The following is a 19,980-nucleotide window of genomic DNA, read 5'->3' as shown; positions in this document are numbered from 1 at the left end:
TATAATTTTGTCACTCCAGTATGAATAACAGTTTCCAGGACGCGGTTGTCACGAAGTACAATATTTTTAATAGTCTTTTTCTGAGTTTGCCTTACCGGGGCATTTTTCAGACGGGATCGTTACTCCCCATACTAACGCAGCAAAGTGAGATCGGATTTCAAGAAGGAAAGTCGCCTAGGGAGATTATAGAGCACTTTTTTTCCGAATTGTTAGAAACTGCAACGCCTAAGGAAAGGGCTGACCTGCTGTTTGCTTTTATCCAATACATTGAAAGGCAGGTTGTACTTTTCGACTCTGTGGAGGACGCAGCATTTGATCAGACGCATGACCTTACAGGCAAAGGATCAGTGAATTATTTGACGGATCGCCTGGATAATGATGAGCTAAGAAAAAAGCTGCTGACCAAGCTGGAAGATTTCAGTGTCCGGATCGTGTTGACTGCGCACCCAACGCAATTTTATTCCGGTAAGGTGCTGGGAATCATCAATGATCTGGAAGATGCGATCAAAGAAAACGACTTTACGGAAGTAAACCAGTTGCTTCTGCAGTTGGGTAAAACCGCATTCATTAACCATGAAAAACCCACGCCTTTTGATGAAGCCGTGAGTCTTTGCTGGTTCTTGGAAAATGTATATTATGACGCCATTCCCTCCATTCTCGAAAAGCTGATCAATGGACTGGGCATGAGTGTTCACGACTGGCCGTATCCAAATGTGTACAGATTAGGCTTCTGGCCGGGCGGTGACCGCGATGGAAACCCGTTTGTCAATCCCGAAATTACGCTGCAAGTGGCTGCCAGATTGCGCGAGACGCTTCTGAGAGGTTACTATCGTGATTTGAGACAATTGAAGCGCAGGCTGACTTTTAAAGGTGTGGACGAGGCGATCAGCCTGGCTGAGCGTAAGATGAACAGCACCATTTTTGGGCCGTTTGAAGAGGGTTATAACAGTGCACAGGAGTTGATCGATGAGTTCCTGAAAGCACGCGAAGTATTGGTTTCCAAGCATCAGGGACTGTTTGTGGAGCTGCTCGACAACTTTATTCTTAAACTGAACATCTTCGGATTTTTCTTTGCGAGCCTGGATGTACGTCAGGATAGCCGAAAGCATGGAAAGGCCTGGGAGGATATCCTTAAAAGACTTGAGAAAAAAATTCCGCTGCTGAAATACAGCGATTATGAAAGCTGGGATGAGGCGAAGAAAATAGATCTGCTGCTCTCGTTGAACATTCCGTTGCGGGACGAAGATTACGAAGACGAGCTTACCAAAGATATTTTAGGCTCCATTCGTGCGATCAAAACGATCCAGGGAAATAATGGAGAAAAAGGCGCTCACCGTTATGTAATCAGTAATAACACATCTGCATTGAATGTCATGCAAGTGGTTGCGCTGGCTAAAAACCTTATTGCCGATGAAAGCGGGAAGCTGGCGCTTGACGTCGTTCCGCTTTTCGAAACGGTCGATGACCTGGCTAATGCTCCGGAGATCATGCGGACATTATATGAAAATGAATTTTACCGAAACCATGTGCAAAACCGGGAAAACCACCAGACTATCATGGTTGGATTCTCTGATGGAACAAAAGACGGCGGTTACTTGCGTGCGAACTGGTCAATTTATCGTGCTAAAGAAGAATTGACAAAAGTTTCCCGTGAATTTGGTATTAAAGTGACATTCTTCGACGGCCGCGGAGGCCCTCCTGCGCGCGGCGGTGGCAATAACCACAACTTTTATTCCTCTCTCGGAACTGACATTGAGGATAAGGAAATTCAGTTAACCGTTCAGGGCCAGACGATTAGCTCCAACTACGGAACAGTGACGACGGCCATGTACAATCTGGAAAGATTGTTTACGGCGGGTCTGGAAAACCATCTGTTCCGGGGCAATCGTGTTGAAGATGAGCTGAGTGGGGATGACAAAGTGTTGATCGAGGAAATGGCTGCTTTGGCTTACGACTCCTATCTCGACCTGAAAAATCATCCCATGTTTGTTAAATATCTTGACAAAAAGACGCCGTTGCGTTTTTATGGACAAACCAACATTGGAAGCCGACCTACGAAGCGTGGTAATGATGACGAGGGTTTGAAGTTTGAAGATTTGCGTGCGATTCCGTTTGTGGGGTCATGGGCTCAGATGAAGCAGAATGTGCCTGGCTTTTACGGTTTCGGAACGGCGATCGAGCAGATGGGTAATGACGGTAAGAAGGAGGAAATCAAGCAGTTGTATAAAAAGTCGCTATTTTTCAGGACATTGATTGAAAACTCAATGCAATCATTGTCAAAAGCGTTTTTCCCGGCCACAAAATACCTTCGCGACGAGGTGGATTACAAGGAGTTCTGGGATAAAATGTACAACGAGTTCCTTTTAACCCGCGACCAGTTACTGGAAGTATCCGGGCAAAAAGAGCTTCTGGACAGCAACAACGTCACCAAAGTCTCAATCAAAACGCGGGAAAGGATCGTCCTGCCATTGATCACAATCCAGCAATATGCACTGCAAATGCTCGCCGAGGATCCAAAGAATTTGCCGGTCGATGTAGAAACGTATAACCAGTTGATTATGCGGGCTATGTTTGGGATTATCAACGCGGCGAGGAATTCGGCTTAGCGGCTAGAAATATAGAAAGTTTAAATGCTCCTGATCGTTCTGGTCAGGAGCATTTTTTTTGTTTTATGGTTGGATGAAGCTTACCGTTTTCGCTTTGGAATAATCTTAGTATGAATCTTGCCATTCTTAAAATGCAATGTATCCTTTAAAACATGACTTGATCCTTGACTCTCCAGTACAAATGTCACTTCAAAACTTGCTTTAAGTTCCTTTGTTTTCGAATCATAGCTTTCTATTTCAAGAAAATTATTAGCATTGGTTAGCACCTTATAGTTGTCACCTAACACGTCTCCATCCGACGTCCAAGTATAAAAATTCGCACAAACAGGTTCTTTTTCATCGCATTTATTATACTCATATGGCAGGATCTTGTATCTACCTTTTTGTAATGGAAACTTGTAAAGCAAGAATGACTGACGCAGATAACTATTTTCATTATATAGCTCTGAGCATAGAAAAGTGCTTCTGTCACACGGATTGGGAGCGCCGTTAGTTTCATCCAAAGCATATGTACCTTGATATGCGTTTTCGTAAGTTTTGTTCCATAATAAACTACCGTTGACCTCTGCATTAACAAATCCGTAGGAAATACGAGGCATTGGATTTTCCATGCAAGAATCTATTAGGATGGATAGTGATACAAGGAAAATACCACAGATCATTATTTTTTCCAGTTTCATAGTTCGTTAAAGCCTGAAAGGAGCTCTCGGTTTTGCTGGTGGAATGATCTTCGTATGGAATCGGCCGTTTTTAAAGCGTAATGTATCAGCTAGAACATGACCCCAACCTTGTCTTTCTAAAACAAAGGTTACTTCAAATTTTCCTTTCATTTCTCTTGTTTCCGGGTTGTAATGTTCTATTTCAAAAAAGTTATTTGCTCCCGGTAACACGGTATAGTTGTCACCTAATACGTCTCCATCCGATGTCCAGGTATGAAAGTTTGCGTATACAGGGTCTTTTTCATCACAATAACCATTCACGAAAGGAACAATTTTATACCTACCTTTCTCCGGATGTAATTTAATTAATAGAAAGGTTTGGCGTAAATAACTGTCTTCGTTGTAGAGCTGTGAGGATAGCTTGGTGTAGGTATCACAAGGAATGGCAGAGCCATACGTTCCGTCACGCGCGTATGTTGTTTGGTAGGCGTTGTTGTAAGTTTTATTCCATTGCTTTCCATTGACTTCGGCATTTAAAAATCCGTATGAAATGCGAGGCATTGGATTCTCCTGACACGAGTCGCTAAGAATGCAAGTCAAAAGGATGACCAAGATGTTGATTGCTTTCATCCAAAGTTTATTTTACAATTTTCATAAGTTTTATCTGACTTGCGCCCTCTGAGGTAAATCTAACAAGATAGGCTCCATCCTTATAGCTACGAAGATCCCATTGCTTGACATATGGACCTTTCGTTCTGGGAATGTCCAAATCACTAACCAGTAGTTCAACCAGATGGCCTGAAAGGTCTAGAATTTCAATTTTTACACGAGCATCCTGTTTGAGAAAATAGCTGACTCTTGCATTATTTGATGATGGGTTCGGGAAAATTGTAAGCTTTGGGTCTACCGCAACCGTATCCTTGGATTCAATAGCGGTTTTGTATGGATTTGGCACTTGGGACGTGACAGCAATAAAGGCTGAAACAGACTTTCCATTCCCCGTTACTGTGGCCTTAATCCAAATTTTCTGAGTCTGATAAAAATACCAGGTGAAAATGTCCGTGGTCGTGTTGGAAGGGAGATAGTTGATCCCGTCATAGCTGTAATGCCAAACGATTGAATAAGGTGCTGATCCGCAACTATATGTTACTTGATAATCTTTCCCGCCAGGACTTGTCACAAATGTTGGTCCGTCAACATGGGCAACGAAAGCTGGATTTGGATTCGGTTTAAAGGCGCTTACAATGGGATGAGACTCGGTGATCCGCTTCGCATTGTTTTCGTTATTGGTGCCGGAAGCTTTTCCGCCCACCTGCACATTGGGATTTGAAAAATTTAACAAACGATTTTTGGCTTGTTGATCGGATATAGCCTTACCAACCATCATTGTTCGATCTGTAACTATGCCCAGGCCGTTTTTGATACAATAGGCTTGTGCATATGTGGGAGAACCTGATGTGTCTTCGTGTCGGCAACCATATAAATGGCCCACCTCATGTGCAAATGTTTTTCTGGATGTGGAAGACCAGACTTCTACAATTGAGTAGGATCGAACACTCTCAAGTGTTACGGTGCCTGAGCCTCCTCTTGTATTGCCTTCTGAGTAAACACCGTCAGTAAACAAAACAACTAAGTCTGCCTGATACTGGTTTCGCAGACTTTGCGCATCAGCATTTATAATGAGTTTCTCCAAATCCGGACCAAGCTCATCCTCTTCGTTAAAGTTCAATGGCGCTATACCGACCAACGTCAAAACGGCATTACTCGTTATGCCGCTGTTATATATTGTGTTGTTAAACTGCGCGACTGATAAATTTGCCTGATCAGTTATAGTTGCAACGCTTCCTACGTATGCCAGGGCTTTCGGCGTGTACAACACAAGCACACGTGGGCTTATCAGCGGCTGGCAGGGATTCATCTTGGCATTCGCATCAATAGGAGGAGATTTTTCAGTTTCTAACTCAGTAATCTTTTCACCTTTTGATTCCACTTCACCAGTAACGCAGCCCACATCATCCCCTTGCGAAGTGTCAACCTCCTGCAAGCAATACAGACCACCCGGAGCGGAAAAAATTTCGTAGACGCCGTCCGGGGTTGAGAAATGCGCGGAAATTCTGCCTGCCTTTGATAGGATAATGATGGTTCCACGGTTATCGTCCGTTTTGCCAATCCACTCGTAATCGCTGGCTGAGTGATATTTTACTTCACTTGCTTCGGCAATGATGGGCTTGTCTTTTCCTGGAATTTCTAATGTTAAAATGCCTTCTTTCTGAGCGGTTGCAAGGGGATTTAAGTGGATGAAATGATAATTCGAAATGTTCGGGTTCTTTTTTAGCCTGTCAATGTATGCAGTCATTTCCGGATTGTCAGGGACGGTGTTACCTGGAACTGCCTCGATAAATTTCTGCACTTGTGCGGATGCCGGATTACAGCAAATAAGCGAGATAAACATGCAGAAAACGCAACTTTTGAATGTTAGGGTAAATAATTTTTCCATAGTGTCTGTCAATTAGTTTAAGTTATTGCACTGCCGAATGTTGTCTTATTTCGAGATGAAACAAAATAATTCTATGTTCCAGTTATCCTGGTGTGGCTATGGATTATTCATCGGTAATTGTAACCGGTATGCACTAAATTTATCGGTAATTTTCCTTGCAATAATTAGTAGACGAATAGTTGAAGGGACTTATAATTGGTAATCATTTACTCAATGCCCAAAGCTTCAACCTAACCGACCATGACGCATCATTCTGATCAGCGTGCCTATTTCTTTAAAATAGATACGACAATCAAAAAAATCCGCAATGCTTTACAAAAACAATTAACGGAGGCTGGTTTTGACCTTACGGTAGACCAGTGGGTGCTTATCGATCACATTTTCAGAAGACAGGGAATTAGTCAGAACGAACTTGCAGAACTTACTTTTAAAGATCCGCCAACGGTTACGCGCATCATCGACTTACTGGAAAAAAAAGGATTGGTGGAACGTGGACCGGCGGCAGGTGATCGCAGGAAATTCAATTTATTTCTAACTAAAACAGGAGAATCAACTTATAACCAAGTGTTCCCCATCGTTGCAGACATCCGCAGAAAGGGCTGGGGAAGCCTCAATGAGTCCGATTATCAGCATTTTGTCCGTATTATGGACTCGATTTACCAGAACTTTACCTGAATCGGGCAAGGAAAAAAAATTCATTTGTAAGTGGGAGAATAACAGCGGGTTGCGTTATGCTCCCATTTTCATTTTAAACCTTTGGTATAACATTGCATCTAAACTACGTTGACGGCATTTAATCATCGCATTACAACGATATGCCTGCCGCTTGCATCTGTACTTTATATCCAATATTATTAATGAAAGCCATGAAGAAAATTATTTTGAGTTCCCTGCTTGCCATGACTGTTTTGTTTCCTGCTTTTTCCCAGGTTAAGTATGAGCAGCAGATCGTTTCGCCTAAGATAGAAGTAGCAGGATTTGCCGAAATGGAAATCGTGCCTGATGAAATTTATTTCAGTATTTCGTTGCGGGAATATTTTGAAGATGAAAAAAGCCAGAAGAATAAAGTCGTGATCAGCACTTTGGAAAAACAGCTTCTCAAAGCAATTGCAGATGCAGGACTTCCCAAAGAAGCGTTGTCTATCAGTGGGTTAGGAGGTTACCAAAACTATACAGATAAGAAGAAAAAGCCTGCCACTTTCCTGGAAAGCAAGCAATACGAGCTGAAAGTTAGCAGCGCAGATAAGCTGGACGGCATCTTGTCAAAAGTGGAAAGCCGCGGCGTGCAGTATGCAAATGTTGCGCGTGTGGATCATTCGAAAAGAGAAGAATACAAAAAACAGGTTAAAATCGATGCTTTGAAAGCGGCGAAAGTGAAGGCGGAATATCTCGTTGCTTCGCTGGATGAAAAGCTTGGTAAGGTGATTGAAATCAAAGAGCTGGATGAAAATCTATATTTCCCACAGCCCGTTTTTGCCAAAGCCAATATGAGAACATTGGCACAGGAGGAGTCAGCGGATGCGGTAGTCGAGAGCGATGTTCAATATCAAAAAATTAAGATCAGTTACCGCATGCAGGCTGCTTTTGAGATCAAGTAAGCTGATGTCTAAACAAGGTGGGCATAGTTTTTTTTGAGAAATAGCGTAATACTTGGAGCATTACCTTTGTAACAAAACATTAGTTTCTTTAAATTTAATCTCAAACTAAGTAACTGGAAATCATGAGCATAAACGCAAAACACCTTGCCACATTTATTCTTGGAGCCGCCGCTGGAGTGGCAGCGCATAAGTATCTTCAAAGCGAAGAGGGCGAAAAGCTTTTGGAAGACCTGAAAACCAAGGCTAACAATCTAAAAGCCGAAGCGGAAGGTGCGATGGATAAAGCCCCGGAATATTTCGAGGAGTTAAAAACAAAAGGTGCGGACACGCTTAAAAGCAGTTTCCCTGACGCTGAGAACTTCTTTAAGGAGCTTTATGATAAGTTCGTAGGCAGTAAAGGCGGCGCCGAAACTGCAACCCCTGCCAACACACCTACGCCCGATCCGATCTCATAAATACAAGACTTATATGGCCGGAGAGAGTTGATAGGACTCTTTCTGGCCATTTTTTGTGAGCAAATGGTTAAGCTGGGCATATTGCAACAGCATAATGGTTTTCGCATCTCTGATTTCACTTGTCTTCACCATGGCTAATGCCTTTTCAAATGGCAGTTCCATCACCTCAATGTTCTCCTGTTCCTGCTCACTGCCACCGCCATCGCTCACTTTCATGTCATCGCTGTATTCGGCCACAAAAAAGTATAGGATTTCCGTAACAGAGCCAGGCGACATATAAGCTTCAAATATCTTCTCGACAGCACGAATCTTGTAGCCTGTTTCTTCTTCTGTCTCCCTCTTAATGCAATCGTCAGCATTATCCCGATCCAGAAGTCCGGCACAAGCTTCTATCAGCATGCCGTCTTCGTTCCCATTCACATAAGTAGGAATGCGGAATTGCCGTGTCAGTAAGACCGTTTGCTTCGCGCGGTTATAAAGTAATATCACAGCCCCATTTCCGCGGTCATAAGCTTCCCTCGACTGCCTTTCCCATTGGCCGTCAGCGCGCTGATAATCAAATGTGTATTTTTTTAATGTATACCAATTATTAGAGAGCACTTCGTCGGCCACAACCTTCACACGATCATTTTTCATTTTGATTGACTTTGAGTAAATATGATTTATTTTGATCAAATGTAGTCAAATATTTGGCGAGTTGGTTGGATGTGACTTTTTTTGTTTAACGAAAAAGCACCTTCTGATGCTTCAATTATTAAACGGTCGTGCTATCTTGGCTTTACTATGAAAAACCTGAAACCAGCCAGTTACTGGATTGAGAAATACGCATTAGCCCCGCATCCGGAAGGCGGTTACTACGCAGAAACTTATCGCGCAGCCGAAAATGTGCCACAGCAAGCATTACCGAGCCGATTTAATGGAGACAGATCGTTTTCGACCGGGATATATTTTCTATTGGAAACGCATAATTTTTCCGCATTTCACAAGATCAAGTCGGATGAAATGTGGCATTTCTATGCGGGGGAAGCATTGGAAATTTTTGTAATCCACGAAGAACAAATGGAAATGCAGGTTATAAAGCTGGGCGATGATCCTGAGAACGGCGAAACCTTTCAAGCGGTTGTTCCGGCAGGAGCGTGGTTTGCATCCCGTCCGGCGCAAGGCAGCACATACGCATTGGTTGGCTGCACAGTCGCGCCTGGTTTTGATTTTGCAGATTTCGAAATGGCAGAACGAGCAGCATTACAAATGCAGTTTCCTGAATTTGATCAAATTATCGAGGAACTGACAAGATCCTGATCATGTGAATGAACCCTTAATTAACGCGCATTTTTGCCCAATACGGCTTGGAAACGGTTTTGTCAGGGAACACAGCCATCACTTCGTATTGTCCGGCCGCGAGATTTGCAGGCACAACGTATTTTCCAACCGGATAACTTACTCCCGCCGTTGCCCAGTTCACAACAGCCAATGTCGGTTTCAGATCAACGGTTGTTGCACCACTTTTCAGCCGCAACGAAGGCAGTTTCTTCACATCGAAATTAGTGTTGGAAGAACCATATTCTACGGGGGATGGCTTCGCATAAAAAGTCTCCCCTTTTTTGAAGGTCAATGGTTCGGTGTTTCTGGTCAAAGCTTGCATTAACTCGCCTTTCCAAACAGATTCAAGGGATTTAGGAGCCGTATTCGCCACATAAATTGCGCCTTTGCCAATTAGTTTCCCGCCTTCGTGGAATGTTAGCAGGTAAGAACCTTCGGCAACATTGGAAGGAAATTTTTCCAAATTCAGGCTTGTCGGGCTAATGAATTTCAATGAAGCCGTTGCTGGTGTGGTCACAAAATCACTGGTAAATTTGACAGTATATTTTGATGTGGAAACGAAATAGCCTCCGCTAACGAAAACTGAGTCTTTGGTTGAATACACAAATTTAGCATCCGGAATCCATGAAAATGGCTCTCCACGGGTGAATGTTATTCCTTCAAAAACAACTGGATCCTTATCTGCAAAAAGAACTTCCAGTTTGATCGGATCAGCGCCTACAAGCTTTTCAATGTCTTCAAACGTGATATTTTCCTGATTCTGATAGTAGGTTGTCTGGGTGGTAAAGCCTGTTTTTGCATTGGAGGCCTTAATGACAGGCGGTGTCTGTCCAGGACGGGAAGGAATTGTTCCAACTCCCGATACAAATTTGAATGGTGACTTAAAACCATTGGTATTGATCGTAATCGCCTTTGTAAGCAACTCCACTTTGGGTGCGCCCGCAATTTCAAAATAAACCGTAAACGAACCGGCAAACTTATCCTCCTTGTCACGCAATGTAAATGACAGCGGCTGATTTCCCTTGAAATTGTATGTGATTGTGCTATCCGTTGTGGCTTTTCCGAGGCTGTCGATGAGCACCACATTTTTGTTCAGCGACATTTTCAATTCGGCGGAATTGCTAAAATAAGATTCCGGCAAGCTGATCTGATAATTTTTGGTAACGGAGTCGAATGTGATTTTTTCAGAACCGGGCACCTCAAATGATCTCAGAAACTGGATCGGGGTGTAGGGCTGGTTTGTATCCGGGTCAGGCCCAGGATCCTTTGAGTCTTTTTTACAGTTGGATAAACACGCAACGGATATAAATAGCAGTAGGAATGTAAGTTTTCTCATAACAAATAAAGCAATGCTTAATAGTAACGCTCAAAAGTGCTATAATATTAGTACCCGATACTAGTATCATCACCTCTCGGATCAGAGCCTCCTTCCAATGAGCCGTCGGGGAGCACGAGTATGCAGTCCATGCGGCCTATTGTATTCCGTTGCTGTTCAAGAACGTAACCTTTATCCTGCAACTTTCTGATGGCTCCTTCGGAGAAAGCATTGGCCTCGAAAGTTGTTTTATCAGGAAGCCATTGGTGGTGAAATTTTAATGCATTCACCGATTGTTGCATCGTCATGCCGTGTTCCAACACATTTAGAATGGTTTGGTAAACGGATGTGATAATGGTAGATCCACCCGGCGTTCCGACTACCATCAGCAGTTTCCCTTCTTTTTCTATGATGGTTGGCGTCATGGATGAAAGCATTCTTTTACCTGGCGCAATTGCATTCGCCTTGTTACCAATCAGTCCATACATGTTGGGCGCGCCTGCTTTCACGCTGAAATCATCCATTTCATTATTCATAAAAAACCCGCCGCCTTTGATCACAACCCGGCTTCCGTAGCCGCCATTTAATGTTGTCGTGAGGGATACTGCATTGCCTTCTTTGTCGACAATGGAAAAATGTGTGGTTTCCAAACTTTCATATCCCGGGAAAACGCCCCCACTAATGTTCTTGCTATCAGTGGCTTTGTCCCAATTAAAATCGTTCCATCGCTTGCTCAGATAATCCTTGCTGATCAGGGTTTCTACGGGCACCTTTACAAAATCAGGATCGCCGAGAAATTTGGCACGGTCGGCGTAAACCCGGCGTTCCGCTTCGATCATAACCTGAATGGTGGAATCGCTGTGCCAGCCCCATTTCCGCAATGGATGTTGCTCGGTGAGGCGCATAAGCTGCAACAATGCAACGCCTCCGCTCGAAGGCGGTGCCATGGTGATCACTTTGTATTCCTTATAATTTTCAGTAATCGGTTCTCGCCACTGCGCTTTGTAGTCGGCTAAGTCTTTTTTGCTGATAATTCCCTCCTTATTTCTATTGATATCTTTAACCAAACGCCTGGCAGTCTTTCCCTTATAGAAGCCATCGTGTCCCTTTTTCTGAATCCGGCGTAATACTTTGCCTAAATCTTTCTGAACCAGCAAATCACCGGCAGCCCAGTCTTTTCCGGTTGGGTTAATGAAATATTTTGTGCCAGGATTCAGTTCTGAAATGTCCTTTTTTACAGCGTTCAGTCCACGGGCTTCCCTTTCCGTTTGTACTACGCCCTTTTCGGCAAGATCAATAGCAGGTTGAAGAAGCTGTTTCCAGGGTAGTTTTCCGTGTTTGGCGTGCGCTTCCGCCATGCCCGCGACTGATCCCGGTACGCCCGACGCAAGGCGGCCAAGTATGCTGGAGTTGGGGATTACGTTGCCATCTTTATCTAAATACATGTCCGCATGGCCCTTTGCGGGCGCCTTTTCGCGAAAATCGATGCTGTAACTTTTACCCGTTTTATCTCTCAATACTAAAAATCCGCCGCCGCCCAGATTTCCCGCGGAAGGATGCACAACTGCTAATGCAAACTGCACCGCAACAGCAGCGTCTACTGCATTGCCCCCGGCTTTTAATATTTCGACACCCACTTTCGAAGCATCGGGATGGGCTGTCGCCACCATGCCATTTTTTGCGATGGTGCCTGGCCTGTCATTAAAAAATGGTTTCTGATTGGGATCATCGGAGAGGAACTGGTAGAATCCGGTCGACTCCCGGACAGGATTTTGCGCGGCCAGAAATCCCGGTAAAGTACAGATAATACATGCGAGCTTGTAGCGTAATGTCATTATAGGAGTGTTATAATTCAGTTTGTAATTTATCAAATCAATCACTTTATCTTGCCATTTGTAACAATTTATTTCTAAGCCTGATACTTTAAACTTAACTTTTGGTTTGAAAGGATTTTGAAAGAAACATTATATCCGAAGGCTATGAAATTTTTACGGCAGGTTTTAGAAAGTTTTCGTTTTGCCTGGCAGGCCCTCAAATCCAACATTACCAGGACAATTTTATCGCTCCTGGGCGTGACCGTAGGCATTTTTGCCATTGTTGCCGTTTTTACCATTGTTGATTCCCTTGAACGCAGCATTAAAGACAGCATGAGCTTCATCGGCGATAAGGTTATCTATGTTCAAAAGTGGCCCTGGGGGTTTGGAGGCGAATATCAGTGGTGGAAATATTTTCAGTGGCCGGAGCCTACCTACGCAGAATACAAATTCCTTTACGAAAATCTCGAGAGCGCCAGCGCCGTGGCTGTAATGGATTTTCGGGGAAGCACCACATTGAAAAATGGCTCCAACAGCATTGTCGCACAAATTCAGGGCGTTTCTTACGAGTACAATCAAATTTCAGATATTCCCATTCAGGATGGACGTTATTTTATCCCACTTGAAACGAATAATGCACGCAATGTTGCTATCGTTGGAGCAGATATCGCTGCGGCGCTTTTTCCGGGGCAAGATGCGATTGGCAAAACATTCAAGCTTGCAGGAAACAAATTTACAATCGTTGGCGTCCAGGTCCGGAAGGGTGAAAGCCTTGTGGATTTTGGCGGAAGTCCGGATAAGAACTGCATTATTCCATTTGCTTCTTTCTCAAAACTCTTTCAATCCGGCCGGCGCAGTGCGGACATTGTGGTGAAAGGCTTTCCAGAAGATGAGGGAATGAAAGAAGTGGAAGCCGAAATTACGGGCTTGATGCGCACCAAAAGAGGCATTAAGCCGCGCGACGGCAGCAATTTTTCCCTGAATCGTCCCGAAGCGGCAGCAGAGGCAATCGGTCAGCTTTTTGCCGTGCTGACGATTGCTGGTTGGGTGATCGGCAGCTTCTCCATATTAGTGGGAGGATTTGGGATTGCGAACATCATGTTTGTATCGGTGAAAGAGAGAACCAATCTGATTGGCATTCAAAAATCACTGGGGGCAAAAAATTATTCAATCCTGTTCCAGTTTCTTTTCGAGGCTGTTATGCTCAGTTTGGTAGGTGGTTTGGTGGGCATATTTTTAGTCTTTCTCCTATCGTTCATGCCGATGGGCTCATTGCAAATCCTGCTGACACCAGGCAACATTATTCTTGGGCTGGGCGTTTCGAGTGTTATTGGCGTGCTGTCCGGAATTGTTCCCGCAATGCTTGCTGCACGCATGGACCCGGTTATTGCGATCCGCGCGAAATAATAACTAGGAATAATCAATCCGTTTTGCGAAGTTCGCTGCTATCAATAAACTCAGAAAAACACTGTTATGCGTAAATGGGTCATATTTGCCATATTTCTGGCGATTATTTTCGGAATCCTTTATTACCTCACTTTCGGCTATTATAGCGAAGGGAAACGCGGAGGGTTTATTACAAAACTGAGCAACAAAGGTTATTTGTTCAAAACATATGAAGGCGAGCTGAGAATGGGTGGCCTCTATGAAGGCGACGGCACAATGAATTCCTCGGAGTGGGTATTTTCAGTTAGCGCCAAAAACAAAGACGCCATTGCCAAATTGGAAGAAGCAATCAAAAACGGACAACGCGTTTCATTAACTTACGAAGAGAAGTTCTTTACCCTGCCTTGGAATGGTGATACCAAATATTTTGTGACCAATGTGGAAGTGCTGGAAAACGTACGTTCAAACCAGTTGCCCCAGCCCCCACCGTCGAATCTCCCCGCACCGACGGATATAGATACGAATAAGGTCCTTTGACTCTTCTGCCCCTAAATCCCCTAAAGGGGACTTTTCCATCAAACTATGTAAAGTCCCCTTTAGGGGATTTAGGGGCATGTAAAGTCCCCTTCAGGGGATTTAGGGGCACTACCCACCCGCCTTTTTCGCCTTATAGCCCTTCCCGGCCAGCCAGTTAATCACTTTATCCCGGTGATCGCCCTGGATTTGCACTTCCTGCTCTTTCACGGTTCCGCCGCTTCCGCAAAGGGTTTTTAGTTGTTTGCCCAATGTTTCCATATCTGCATTGGTTCCAATGAATCCTTTTACTATCGTGGTCACCTTTCCGCCTCCTTTGCGATCCAGCCAGATCCTCAGGTCTTGCTGCGCGGGCGGTAAAGTATCCGGTTCGTCGGCTCCGGCATCAGTGTATTCGAAGTCGGGGTTTGTGGAATAGATGACTCCTGTGCGGTTCTTTTTTGACATCAGACAATTACTCGCAGGCTCTGCGGTTTTATTTTAACTTCTATCCTCGTTGTATCAAGCTGAAATGGCTCACCGTCGTAATGTATCATGGGCGGCGCTTGTGTTTCAACCACGGCTTCGGTCATATGCTGGTAGTCAACGTAACGGGACGCCTTCATTTGCTTGGTGAAAAGTTGGTATGCCAAAGATGAGCCATACCATTTGGGGAATGGCTTAATGGTGCAAACATCCAGCAGACCGTCCTGTAAGTTGGCCTGAGGCGCAACCCAGGCATTATTCCCAAATTGACCGGCATTGGCAAACGACAATGAAAACGCATCTGTTTTTACGCCATTCAGTGTAAAAGTCTGCGGCTTATAACTCCAATACGACTGAAACGAAACGTTAATGTAAGTCGCCAATCCCCGCTGATTTTGTTGACTGAACAAATGCCCGACATAGGCGTCGAAACCCATTCCCGCTGTGCAGAAAAATGGAATGTCGTTGATTTGGGCGCTGTCAATGGTTGTTATTCTTCCTTCAAAAAGCCTCGTTAATGACGCTTCCAAGGTAAGCGGAATGCCCAAATGGCGCGCCAGCCCATTGCCTGAGCCGAGCGGAATAATGCCGATGGGCTGCTCCGTGTTCACAAGCGGCTGGGCGATCTCATTCACTGTTCCGTCACCGCCCACTGCCACAATGGCCTTCCAGGGCTGCAAATCCAGGTTTTCTTTCACTAATGTTGTAGCGTGAGCCCTTTCCTCTGTAAAAAGCATTATTGCCTCGGCTCCGTTTTTCTTAGCAAACGATTCAATTGTTTGCTGCACCTCACTAGCGTTTCTACCAATTGAAGTGCCGGAGTTGGGATTTAAAATAAACAAATAGGAAGGCTTGCTCACAGGTCAGGCAAAGAATAGGAACAAAATGAACAGAAAAACAATGATGAACAAGTAATAAAGCCCGTCGATAAACGGATATCTCTGACGGTCAAGCTTTTTAAATATCTCATCGAACTTACTCATTCTGATATTTCTGATTTGGATTTTTGGTCTTGCAACCGCTTCCCTTATTTCTTTCACGTATATTTAAAATCAGGAAACGATTTACAAAAATCCGCAAAAATTATGAGAAACCGGCTCTTTACGCTCATCCTGATCACGATTTCGCTTTTCGCAAAAGCGCAGTCTCCCAAAGACAAAGAAACGATTTACGCAACGATGGACAGGCAAATGGCCGATTGGAACCGCGGCGACATCGATTCGTTTATGAATGGTTACTGGGAATCGGACTCGCTTATGTTCGTCGGAAAGGCCGGCATAACTTACGGCTACAAAGCCACGCACGAAGGTTATTTGAAGCGTTACCCGGACCGGGCGACTATGGGAACACTGAAATTTACTTATTTAAATCTCACGTTTCCAGGTAAGGACGTGGCATTTCTGGTAGGGAAATTTCATCTTACCCGGCCGGAAAAAGGGGATTTGGAGGGACATTATACATTGCTCTGGAAGAAAATAAATGGCAAATGGGTGGTGATCTGCGACCACACCAGTGGATAAAAAAAATGCCCTGCCTTTAAAGGCAGGGCATTTTGAGTTGTATCAGGCTTATTTATAGCTTCTTAAATTTCAACAGCGCATTCACCGCAGGTTTTGTTGCATCAACTTCTGTGTTAGCAACTACAGTAAGCTCAGTTGGTGTCTGTGTGAATTTGAAATCCTTTGCCGTAGTGCCGCTTTTAAGGTTTAGCACATCTCCATTCACTTTCCATGTTGAACCATCTCCTACTGGCGCAATTGCACTAATGGCAAGGACGGCAATAGGACAGTCAGCAGTGGTCAATGTATTATCTGATTTGAAAGTAAGTTTTAAATCAAGATAACAGGGCGCAGCTCCCGCTAATTGAGCCAATTGTGGAATTGTTCCGGGAGTTTCAGCAGACACAGAGGTCAATTGCCAGGTTCCGACGATCGGATTGTCATCCACTTGTGGGGCCGGATTCTCGTCATCGTCCTTACAAGCCGTTACGACGAAAGCCATAATCATGAAAGTCAAGAGGGTAAGTTTGCTTAATACTGCGTAAATTTTCATAGCTGACTGAAATCGTTGTTTAGTTTCGTATATCGTTAAGTCTAACGTCCAAACTTACCGGAAAAATGTTTTTGCAAGAAATTTTTATATGTTAACGTGACGAATTGATACTTGAAGCTGAAAATGAGGCATTAACGATTTATTTGGTCAAAAAAACATCCAGCAAATCCTGTGCTGCTGATCCGGGAAGCTCTTTTCCTTCTTTAACTGAATGTTCAAGCTCCTGCAACTTGGTTTTCACCTTCGGATCGCCATAAAACAAATCATCTAGCGCCTCCCTGATCTGATCGTGCATCCAGTTGATGTTTTGTTTTTGCCTGTTTTGATGAAAAAAACCATTTGCGCGCGTCACCTGCTCATATTCCTGAATGAGCGCCCAGATTATATCCATGCCGTTTTCCATTAGTGCCGAGCAAGGAAGCACTTTCGTAAGAAAACCCGATTCTGATTTTGGAAACAAATGCAATGCATTCTGATAAGCGGAGATTGCGTGATTAACCGCCATAACATTATCGCCGTCCGCTTTATTGATTGCGATGGCATCCGCCATTTCCATAATTCCCTTCTTAATTCCCTGCAATTCATCGCCCGCACCGGCGAGCATCAATAACAGGAAAAAATCAGTAATGCTTTTGACCAATGTTTCCGATTGCCCGACGCCCACGGTCTCGATGAGGATAATATCATAGCCAGCCGCTTCACAAAGCAACATGATTTCACGTGTGCTTTTGGCAATTCCACCAAGAAACAGGCCGTTTGCGGACGGCCGAATATAGGCCATAGGGTTGTGAGCGAGCTTTTCCATCCTCGTTTTATCCCCTAAAATGCTTCCCTTGGATTTCTGGCTGCTCGGGTCGACGGCCAGCACAGCAACACGCATTCCTTCGGACGTTAAATAATTGCCGAAAGATTCTATAAAAGTGCTTTTCCCAACTCCGGGAACACCCGTTATTCCAATGCGAAAAGCGTTGCCTGAATGAGGAAGGATTTCTTTGAGAATAGCCGCCGCGAGTTCCTTGTCCGCCGGTAACCTGCTTTCCGTCACGGTAATAGCCTGGCTCAGCATGATCCGGTCACCAGCCAGTATTCCGGTTGTGTAGTCTTCGATGGAAAGGCGCTGGCGCATGGTTTATTATCAGATGTAACCGGAAATATTTTAAAGTAACTACCGGTTAGCAAAAATGAAACTTTTTATATTAAAAAAGGCGAAAAGCCGTATATTGCTCGTTTACAATCACATGTTTTTAATATATAATCATTAGAATGAAAATTTCAATATTTCGTCTGGGCTTGTTCTTTACGGCAGGTCTTGGATTTTTTAATGCCCACGCACAAGAGCAGGAGAAGGTGAAATACGACTCACACGTGCTTTTTCACCCATTATTTAATTTTCAGCCAGGTAATGAATACCGTACAGGCAGCGGTTCGCCCGGACCAAAATATTGGCAGAACCGTGCAGATTACAAAATCAATGTTGCCCTGGAAGAGGAGAAAGGAACCGTGAGTGGTGACGTCGAACTGACTTATAAAAACAACAGCCCCGAAGCACTTGATTTTATCTGGCTACAACTCGACCAAAATGCATTTAATGACCAGTCAAGAGGCGGAAAAACGACACCGGTAACCGGAGGACGGTTTGGTAATACAGGTTTCAGCGGAGGAGATTCCATTAAAACGGTAACTGTTCAACAAGGAAAAGGTGGTTTTGTTGAAGCTAATTATAAGATCACAGATACACGCATGCAGATCAGGCTTGCAACACCTGTGAAACCGAATGGAGATGTTATCAAAATTAAAATCGCTTATTCATTCAAAATCCCTGAGTATGGATCGGATCGGATGGGAACATTGGAAACCAAAAACGGCATTGTTTACGAGATGGCGCAATGGTATCCGCGTGTGGCCGTGTTTGACGACATTGAAGGCTGGAATTTACTCCCTTACCTGGGCGCAGGCGAGTTTTACCTGGAATATGGCGATTTCGAATATAATGTTACTGTGCCCTGGGACCACATTGTGGTGGGCTCCGGCGAATTGCTGAACCCGGGCGAAGTGCTTACAGCGGAGCAGAGAAAAAGACTGGCTGATGCCGCAAAAAGCGATCAGACTGTAATGATCCGTAGTGCCGAAGAGGTTACCAATCCCGCGTCAAGACCAAAACAATCGGGCGCGCTTACGTGGCGTTTCCGCTGCCTGCAAGCGCGAGATATCGCCTGGGCAACTTCAAAAGCATTTGTTTGGGATGCGGCAAAAATGAATTTGCCGAAAGGTAAAACTGCATTGGCACAGTCGGTTTACCCGGCAGAAGACGGTGGATTGGATGGCTGGGGCCGCTCAACCGAATATGTGAAGGGCTGCATCGAGTTTTATTCAGGTTATGTGCATGAATACACTTACCCGGTGGCGACTAATGTTGCCGGAATTGTTGGTGGAATGGAATATCCGGGAATCGTTTTTTGCAGCAGCAAAAGTCGTAAGGATGATCTTTGGGGCGTAACCGATCATGAGTTTGGGCATAACTGGTTCCCGATGATCGTAGGTAACAACGAACGTAAATATGCGTGGATGGACGAAGGTTTTAACACATTCATCAACTTCCTGTCTGCCGATAATTTTAACAATGGCGAGTACAAAAGCACGCAAATGAATGATTTGCAGCGTCTTGCGCCTATTATCTTCCGTCCGAAAGCGGATCCGATTATGACTATTCCGGACGTTGTGCAAGCTGTGAACCTGGGCTGGGAAGCTTACTATAAGCCTGCTCTCGGTTTGAAAATGTTGCGCGAGCAAGTTTTGGGCAAAGAGCGTTTTGACTATGCTTTCCATTTGTATGTTCAGCGCTGGGCTTTTAAGCATCCAACTCCTTACGATTTTTTCCGGACGATGGAAGATGCTGCTGGGGAGGATCTTGGCTGGTTCTGGAAAGGATGGTTCTTTGAAAATTATAAGCTCGATCAAGGCGTTAAAGGTGTAACTTATGTTGAGCAAAACCCGCAGAAAGGTTCCTTCATTACGATTGAAAACCTGGATCAATGGGCTATGCCGGCTAAAATTGACATTGAAGAGGTGAGCGGCAAAAAAACGCGTGTTGAATTACCGGTTGAAATCTGGCAGCGCGGCGGAAGCTGGACTTTTAAGGCAGCGACGCAACAGCCAATTCGTTCGGTAACCATTGATCCGGAGCATAATCTGCCAGATATCAATCCTGAAAACAATGTCTGGAAACCGACAATGTTCTCAGAACCAGAGGTGAATTAAAGACTGATAGCAGACACAAAA

19 protein-coding genes are annotated in these 19,980 nt (G+C 44.4%); 9 read left to right on the top strand and 10 right to left on the bottom strand.

Annotation, left to right across the window (positions count from 1 at the left end; genetic code table 11):
* Window positions 1-20 precede the first annotated feature (20 nt).
* A complete protein-coding gene (locus tag MUK70_RS22910) occupies window positions 21-2,606 on the top strand; it encodes a phosphoenolpyruvate carboxylase (protein ID WP_234655284.1) in 2,586 nt (861 codons plus the stop codon).
* 80 nt (window positions 2,607-2,686) lie between these two features.
* On the opposite strand, the gene MUK70_RS22905 is transcribed toward MUK70_RS22910, so the two are convergent.
* From MUK70_RS22905 to MUK70_RS22895, 3 genes are all read right to left on the bottom strand, one after another.
* A complete protein-coding gene (locus MUK70_RS22905) occupies window positions 2,687-3,217 on the bottom strand; it encodes a hypothetical protein (protein WP_234655283.1) in 531 nt (176 codons plus the stop codon).
* Between the two features lie 75 nt (window positions 3,218-3,292).
* Window positions 3,293-3,895, bottom strand: coding sequence for a hypothetical protein (locus MUK70_RS22900; protein ID WP_234655282.1), 603 nt, complete (start codon window positions 3,893-3,895; stop codon window positions 3,293-3,295).
* A 7-nt stretch (window positions 3,896-3,902) separates the two neighbouring features.
* Window positions 3,903-5,762 carry a zinc-dependent metalloprotease gene (locus tag MUK70_RS22895; protein ID WP_234655281.1) on the bottom strand — a complete coding sequence of 620 codons (1,860 nt, stop codon included), beginning with the start codon at window positions 5,760-5,762 and terminating at the stop codon, window positions 3,903-3,905.
* A 240-nt stretch (window positions 5,763-6,002) separates the two neighbouring features.
* On the opposite strand from MUK70_RS22895, the gene MUK70_RS22890 reads away from it, so the two are divergent.
* From MUK70_RS22890 to MUK70_RS22880, 3 genes are all read left to right on the top strand, one after another.
* Window positions 6,003-6,437, top strand: a complete 435-nt coding sequence (locus MUK70_RS22890; RefSeq protein ID WP_234603401.1) for a MarR family winged helix-turn-helix transcriptional regulator — start codon at window positions 6,003-6,005, stop codon at window positions 6,435-6,437.
* Window positions 6,438-6,628: 191 nt separating this feature from the next.
* Window positions 6,629-7,360 carry an SIMPL domain-containing protein gene (locus MUK70_RS22885; protein ID WP_234603400.1) on the top strand — a complete coding sequence of 244 codons (732 nt, stop codon included), beginning with the start codon at window positions 6,629-6,631 and terminating at the stop codon, window positions 7,358-7,360.
* Between the two features lie 122 nt (window positions 7,361-7,482).
* Window positions 7,483-7,815 carry a YtxH domain-containing protein gene (locus tag MUK70_RS22880; protein WP_234603399.1) on the top strand — a complete coding sequence of 111 codons (333 nt, stop codon included), beginning with the start codon at window positions 7,483-7,485 and terminating at the stop codon, window positions 7,813-7,815.
* A gap of 9 nt (window positions 7,816-7,824) precedes the next feature.
* Here MUK70_RS22880 and nudK read toward each other — a convergent pair whose 3' ends face one another.
* Window positions 7,825-8,451, bottom strand: a complete 627-nt coding sequence (gene nudK, locus MUK70_RS22875) for a GDP-mannose pyrophosphatase NudK (RefSeq protein ID WP_234655280.1) — start codon at window positions 8,449-8,451, stop codon at window positions 7,825-7,827.
* Window positions 8,452-8,607: 156 nt separating this feature from the next.
* On the opposite strand from nudK, the gene MUK70_RS22870 reads away from it, so the two are divergent.
* Window positions 8,608-9,114, top strand: coding sequence for a cupin domain-containing protein (locus tag MUK70_RS22870; protein ID WP_234655389.1), 507 nt, complete (start codon window positions 8,608-8,610; stop codon window positions 9,112-9,114).
* 16 nt (window positions 9,115-9,130) lie between these two features.
* On the opposite strand, the gene MUK70_RS22865 is transcribed toward MUK70_RS22870, so the two are convergent.
* Together MUK70_RS22865 and ggt are read right to left on the bottom strand one after the other, a co-directional pair.
* Complete coding sequence (locus MUK70_RS22865) at window positions 9,131-10,471, bottom strand: hypothetical protein (RefSeq protein WP_234655279.1); 1,341 nt, start codon at window positions 10,469-10,471, stop codon at window positions 9,131-9,133.
* Between the two features lie 47 nt (window positions 10,472-10,518).
* Window positions 10,519-12,285, bottom strand: a complete 1,767-nt coding sequence (gene ggt / locus MUK70_RS22860; RefSeq protein ID WP_234655278.1) for a gamma-glutamyltransferase — start codon at window positions 12,283-12,285, stop codon at window positions 10,519-10,521.
* A 144-nt stretch (window positions 12,286-12,429) separates the two neighbouring features.
* Here ggt and MUK70_RS22855 point away from each other — a divergent pair, with 144 nt between their 5' ends.
* Entirely contained in the window at window positions 12,430-13,671 is a 1,242-nt protein-coding gene (locus tag MUK70_RS22855) for an ABC transporter permease (protein WP_234603389.1), read from the top strand.
* A 66-nt stretch (window positions 13,672-13,737) separates the two neighbouring features.
* Entirely contained in the window at window positions 13,738-14,187 is a 450-nt protein-coding gene (locus tag MUK70_RS22850; RefSeq protein WP_082217555.1) for a DUF8785 domain-containing protein, read from the top strand.
* 108 nt (window positions 14,188-14,295) lie between these two features.
* Here the strand turns inward: MUK70_RS22850 and MUK70_RS22845 are convergent, their stop codons facing one another.
* Window positions 14,296-14,631: a translation initiation factor gene (locus MUK70_RS22845; protein WP_234655277.1), complete on the bottom strand. Its 336-nt coding sequence runs from the start codon at window positions 14,629-14,631 to the stop codon at window positions 14,296-14,298.
* Window positions 14,631-15,509 (bottom strand): diacylglycerol/lipid kinase family protein, encoded by an 879-nt coding sequence (locus tag MUK70_RS22840; RefSeq protein WP_256464056.1) that lies wholly within the window; start codon window positions 15,507-15,509, stop codon window positions 14,631-14,633. Before MUK70_RS22840 ends, MUK70_RS22845 begins: the two co-directional genes overlap by 1 nt.
* A 225-nt stretch (window positions 15,510-15,734) precedes the next feature.
* Here MUK70_RS22840 and MUK70_RS22835 point away from each other — a divergent pair, with 225 nt between their 5' ends.
* A complete protein-coding gene (locus MUK70_RS22835) occupies window positions 15,735-16,169 on the top strand; it encodes a YybH family protein (RefSeq protein ID WP_234603380.1) in 435 nt (144 codons plus the stop codon).
* Window positions 16,170-16,221: 52 nt separating this feature from the next.
* Here the strand turns inward: MUK70_RS22835 and MUK70_RS22830 are convergent, their stop codons facing one another.
* A complete protein-coding gene (locus MUK70_RS22830; RefSeq protein ID WP_234655275.1) occupies window positions 16,222-16,701 on the bottom strand; it encodes a lipocalin-like domain-containing protein in 480 nt (159 codons plus the stop codon).
* Between the two features lie 139 nt (window positions 16,702-16,840).
* Window positions 16,841-17,827, bottom strand: a complete 987-nt coding sequence (gene meaB / locus MUK70_RS22825; protein ID WP_234655274.1) for a methylmalonyl Co-A mutase-associated GTPase MeaB — start codon at window positions 17,825-17,827, stop codon at window positions 16,841-16,843.
* A gap of 137 nt (window positions 17,828-17,964) precedes the next feature.
* On the opposite strand from meaB, the gene MUK70_RS22820 reads away from it, so the two are divergent.
* Window positions 17,965-19,959 carry a M1 family metallopeptidase gene (locus MUK70_RS22820; RefSeq protein WP_234655273.1) on the top strand — a complete coding sequence of 665 codons (1,995 nt, stop codon included), beginning with the start codon at window positions 17,965-17,967 and terminating at the stop codon, window positions 19,957-19,959.
* The last annotated feature ends 21 nt before the right edge of the window (window positions 19,960-19,980 follow it).

The organism is Dyadobacter chenwenxiniae (assembly GCF_022869785.1).
In the GTDB taxonomy this organism is placed as follows: Bacteria; Bacteroidota; Bacteroidia; order Cytophagales; family Spirosomataceae; genus Dyadobacter; species Dyadobacter chenwenxiniae.
The sequence above is the reverse complement of the archived record's forward strand: the minus strand, read 5'-3'. Positions and strand labels throughout refer to the sequence as shown.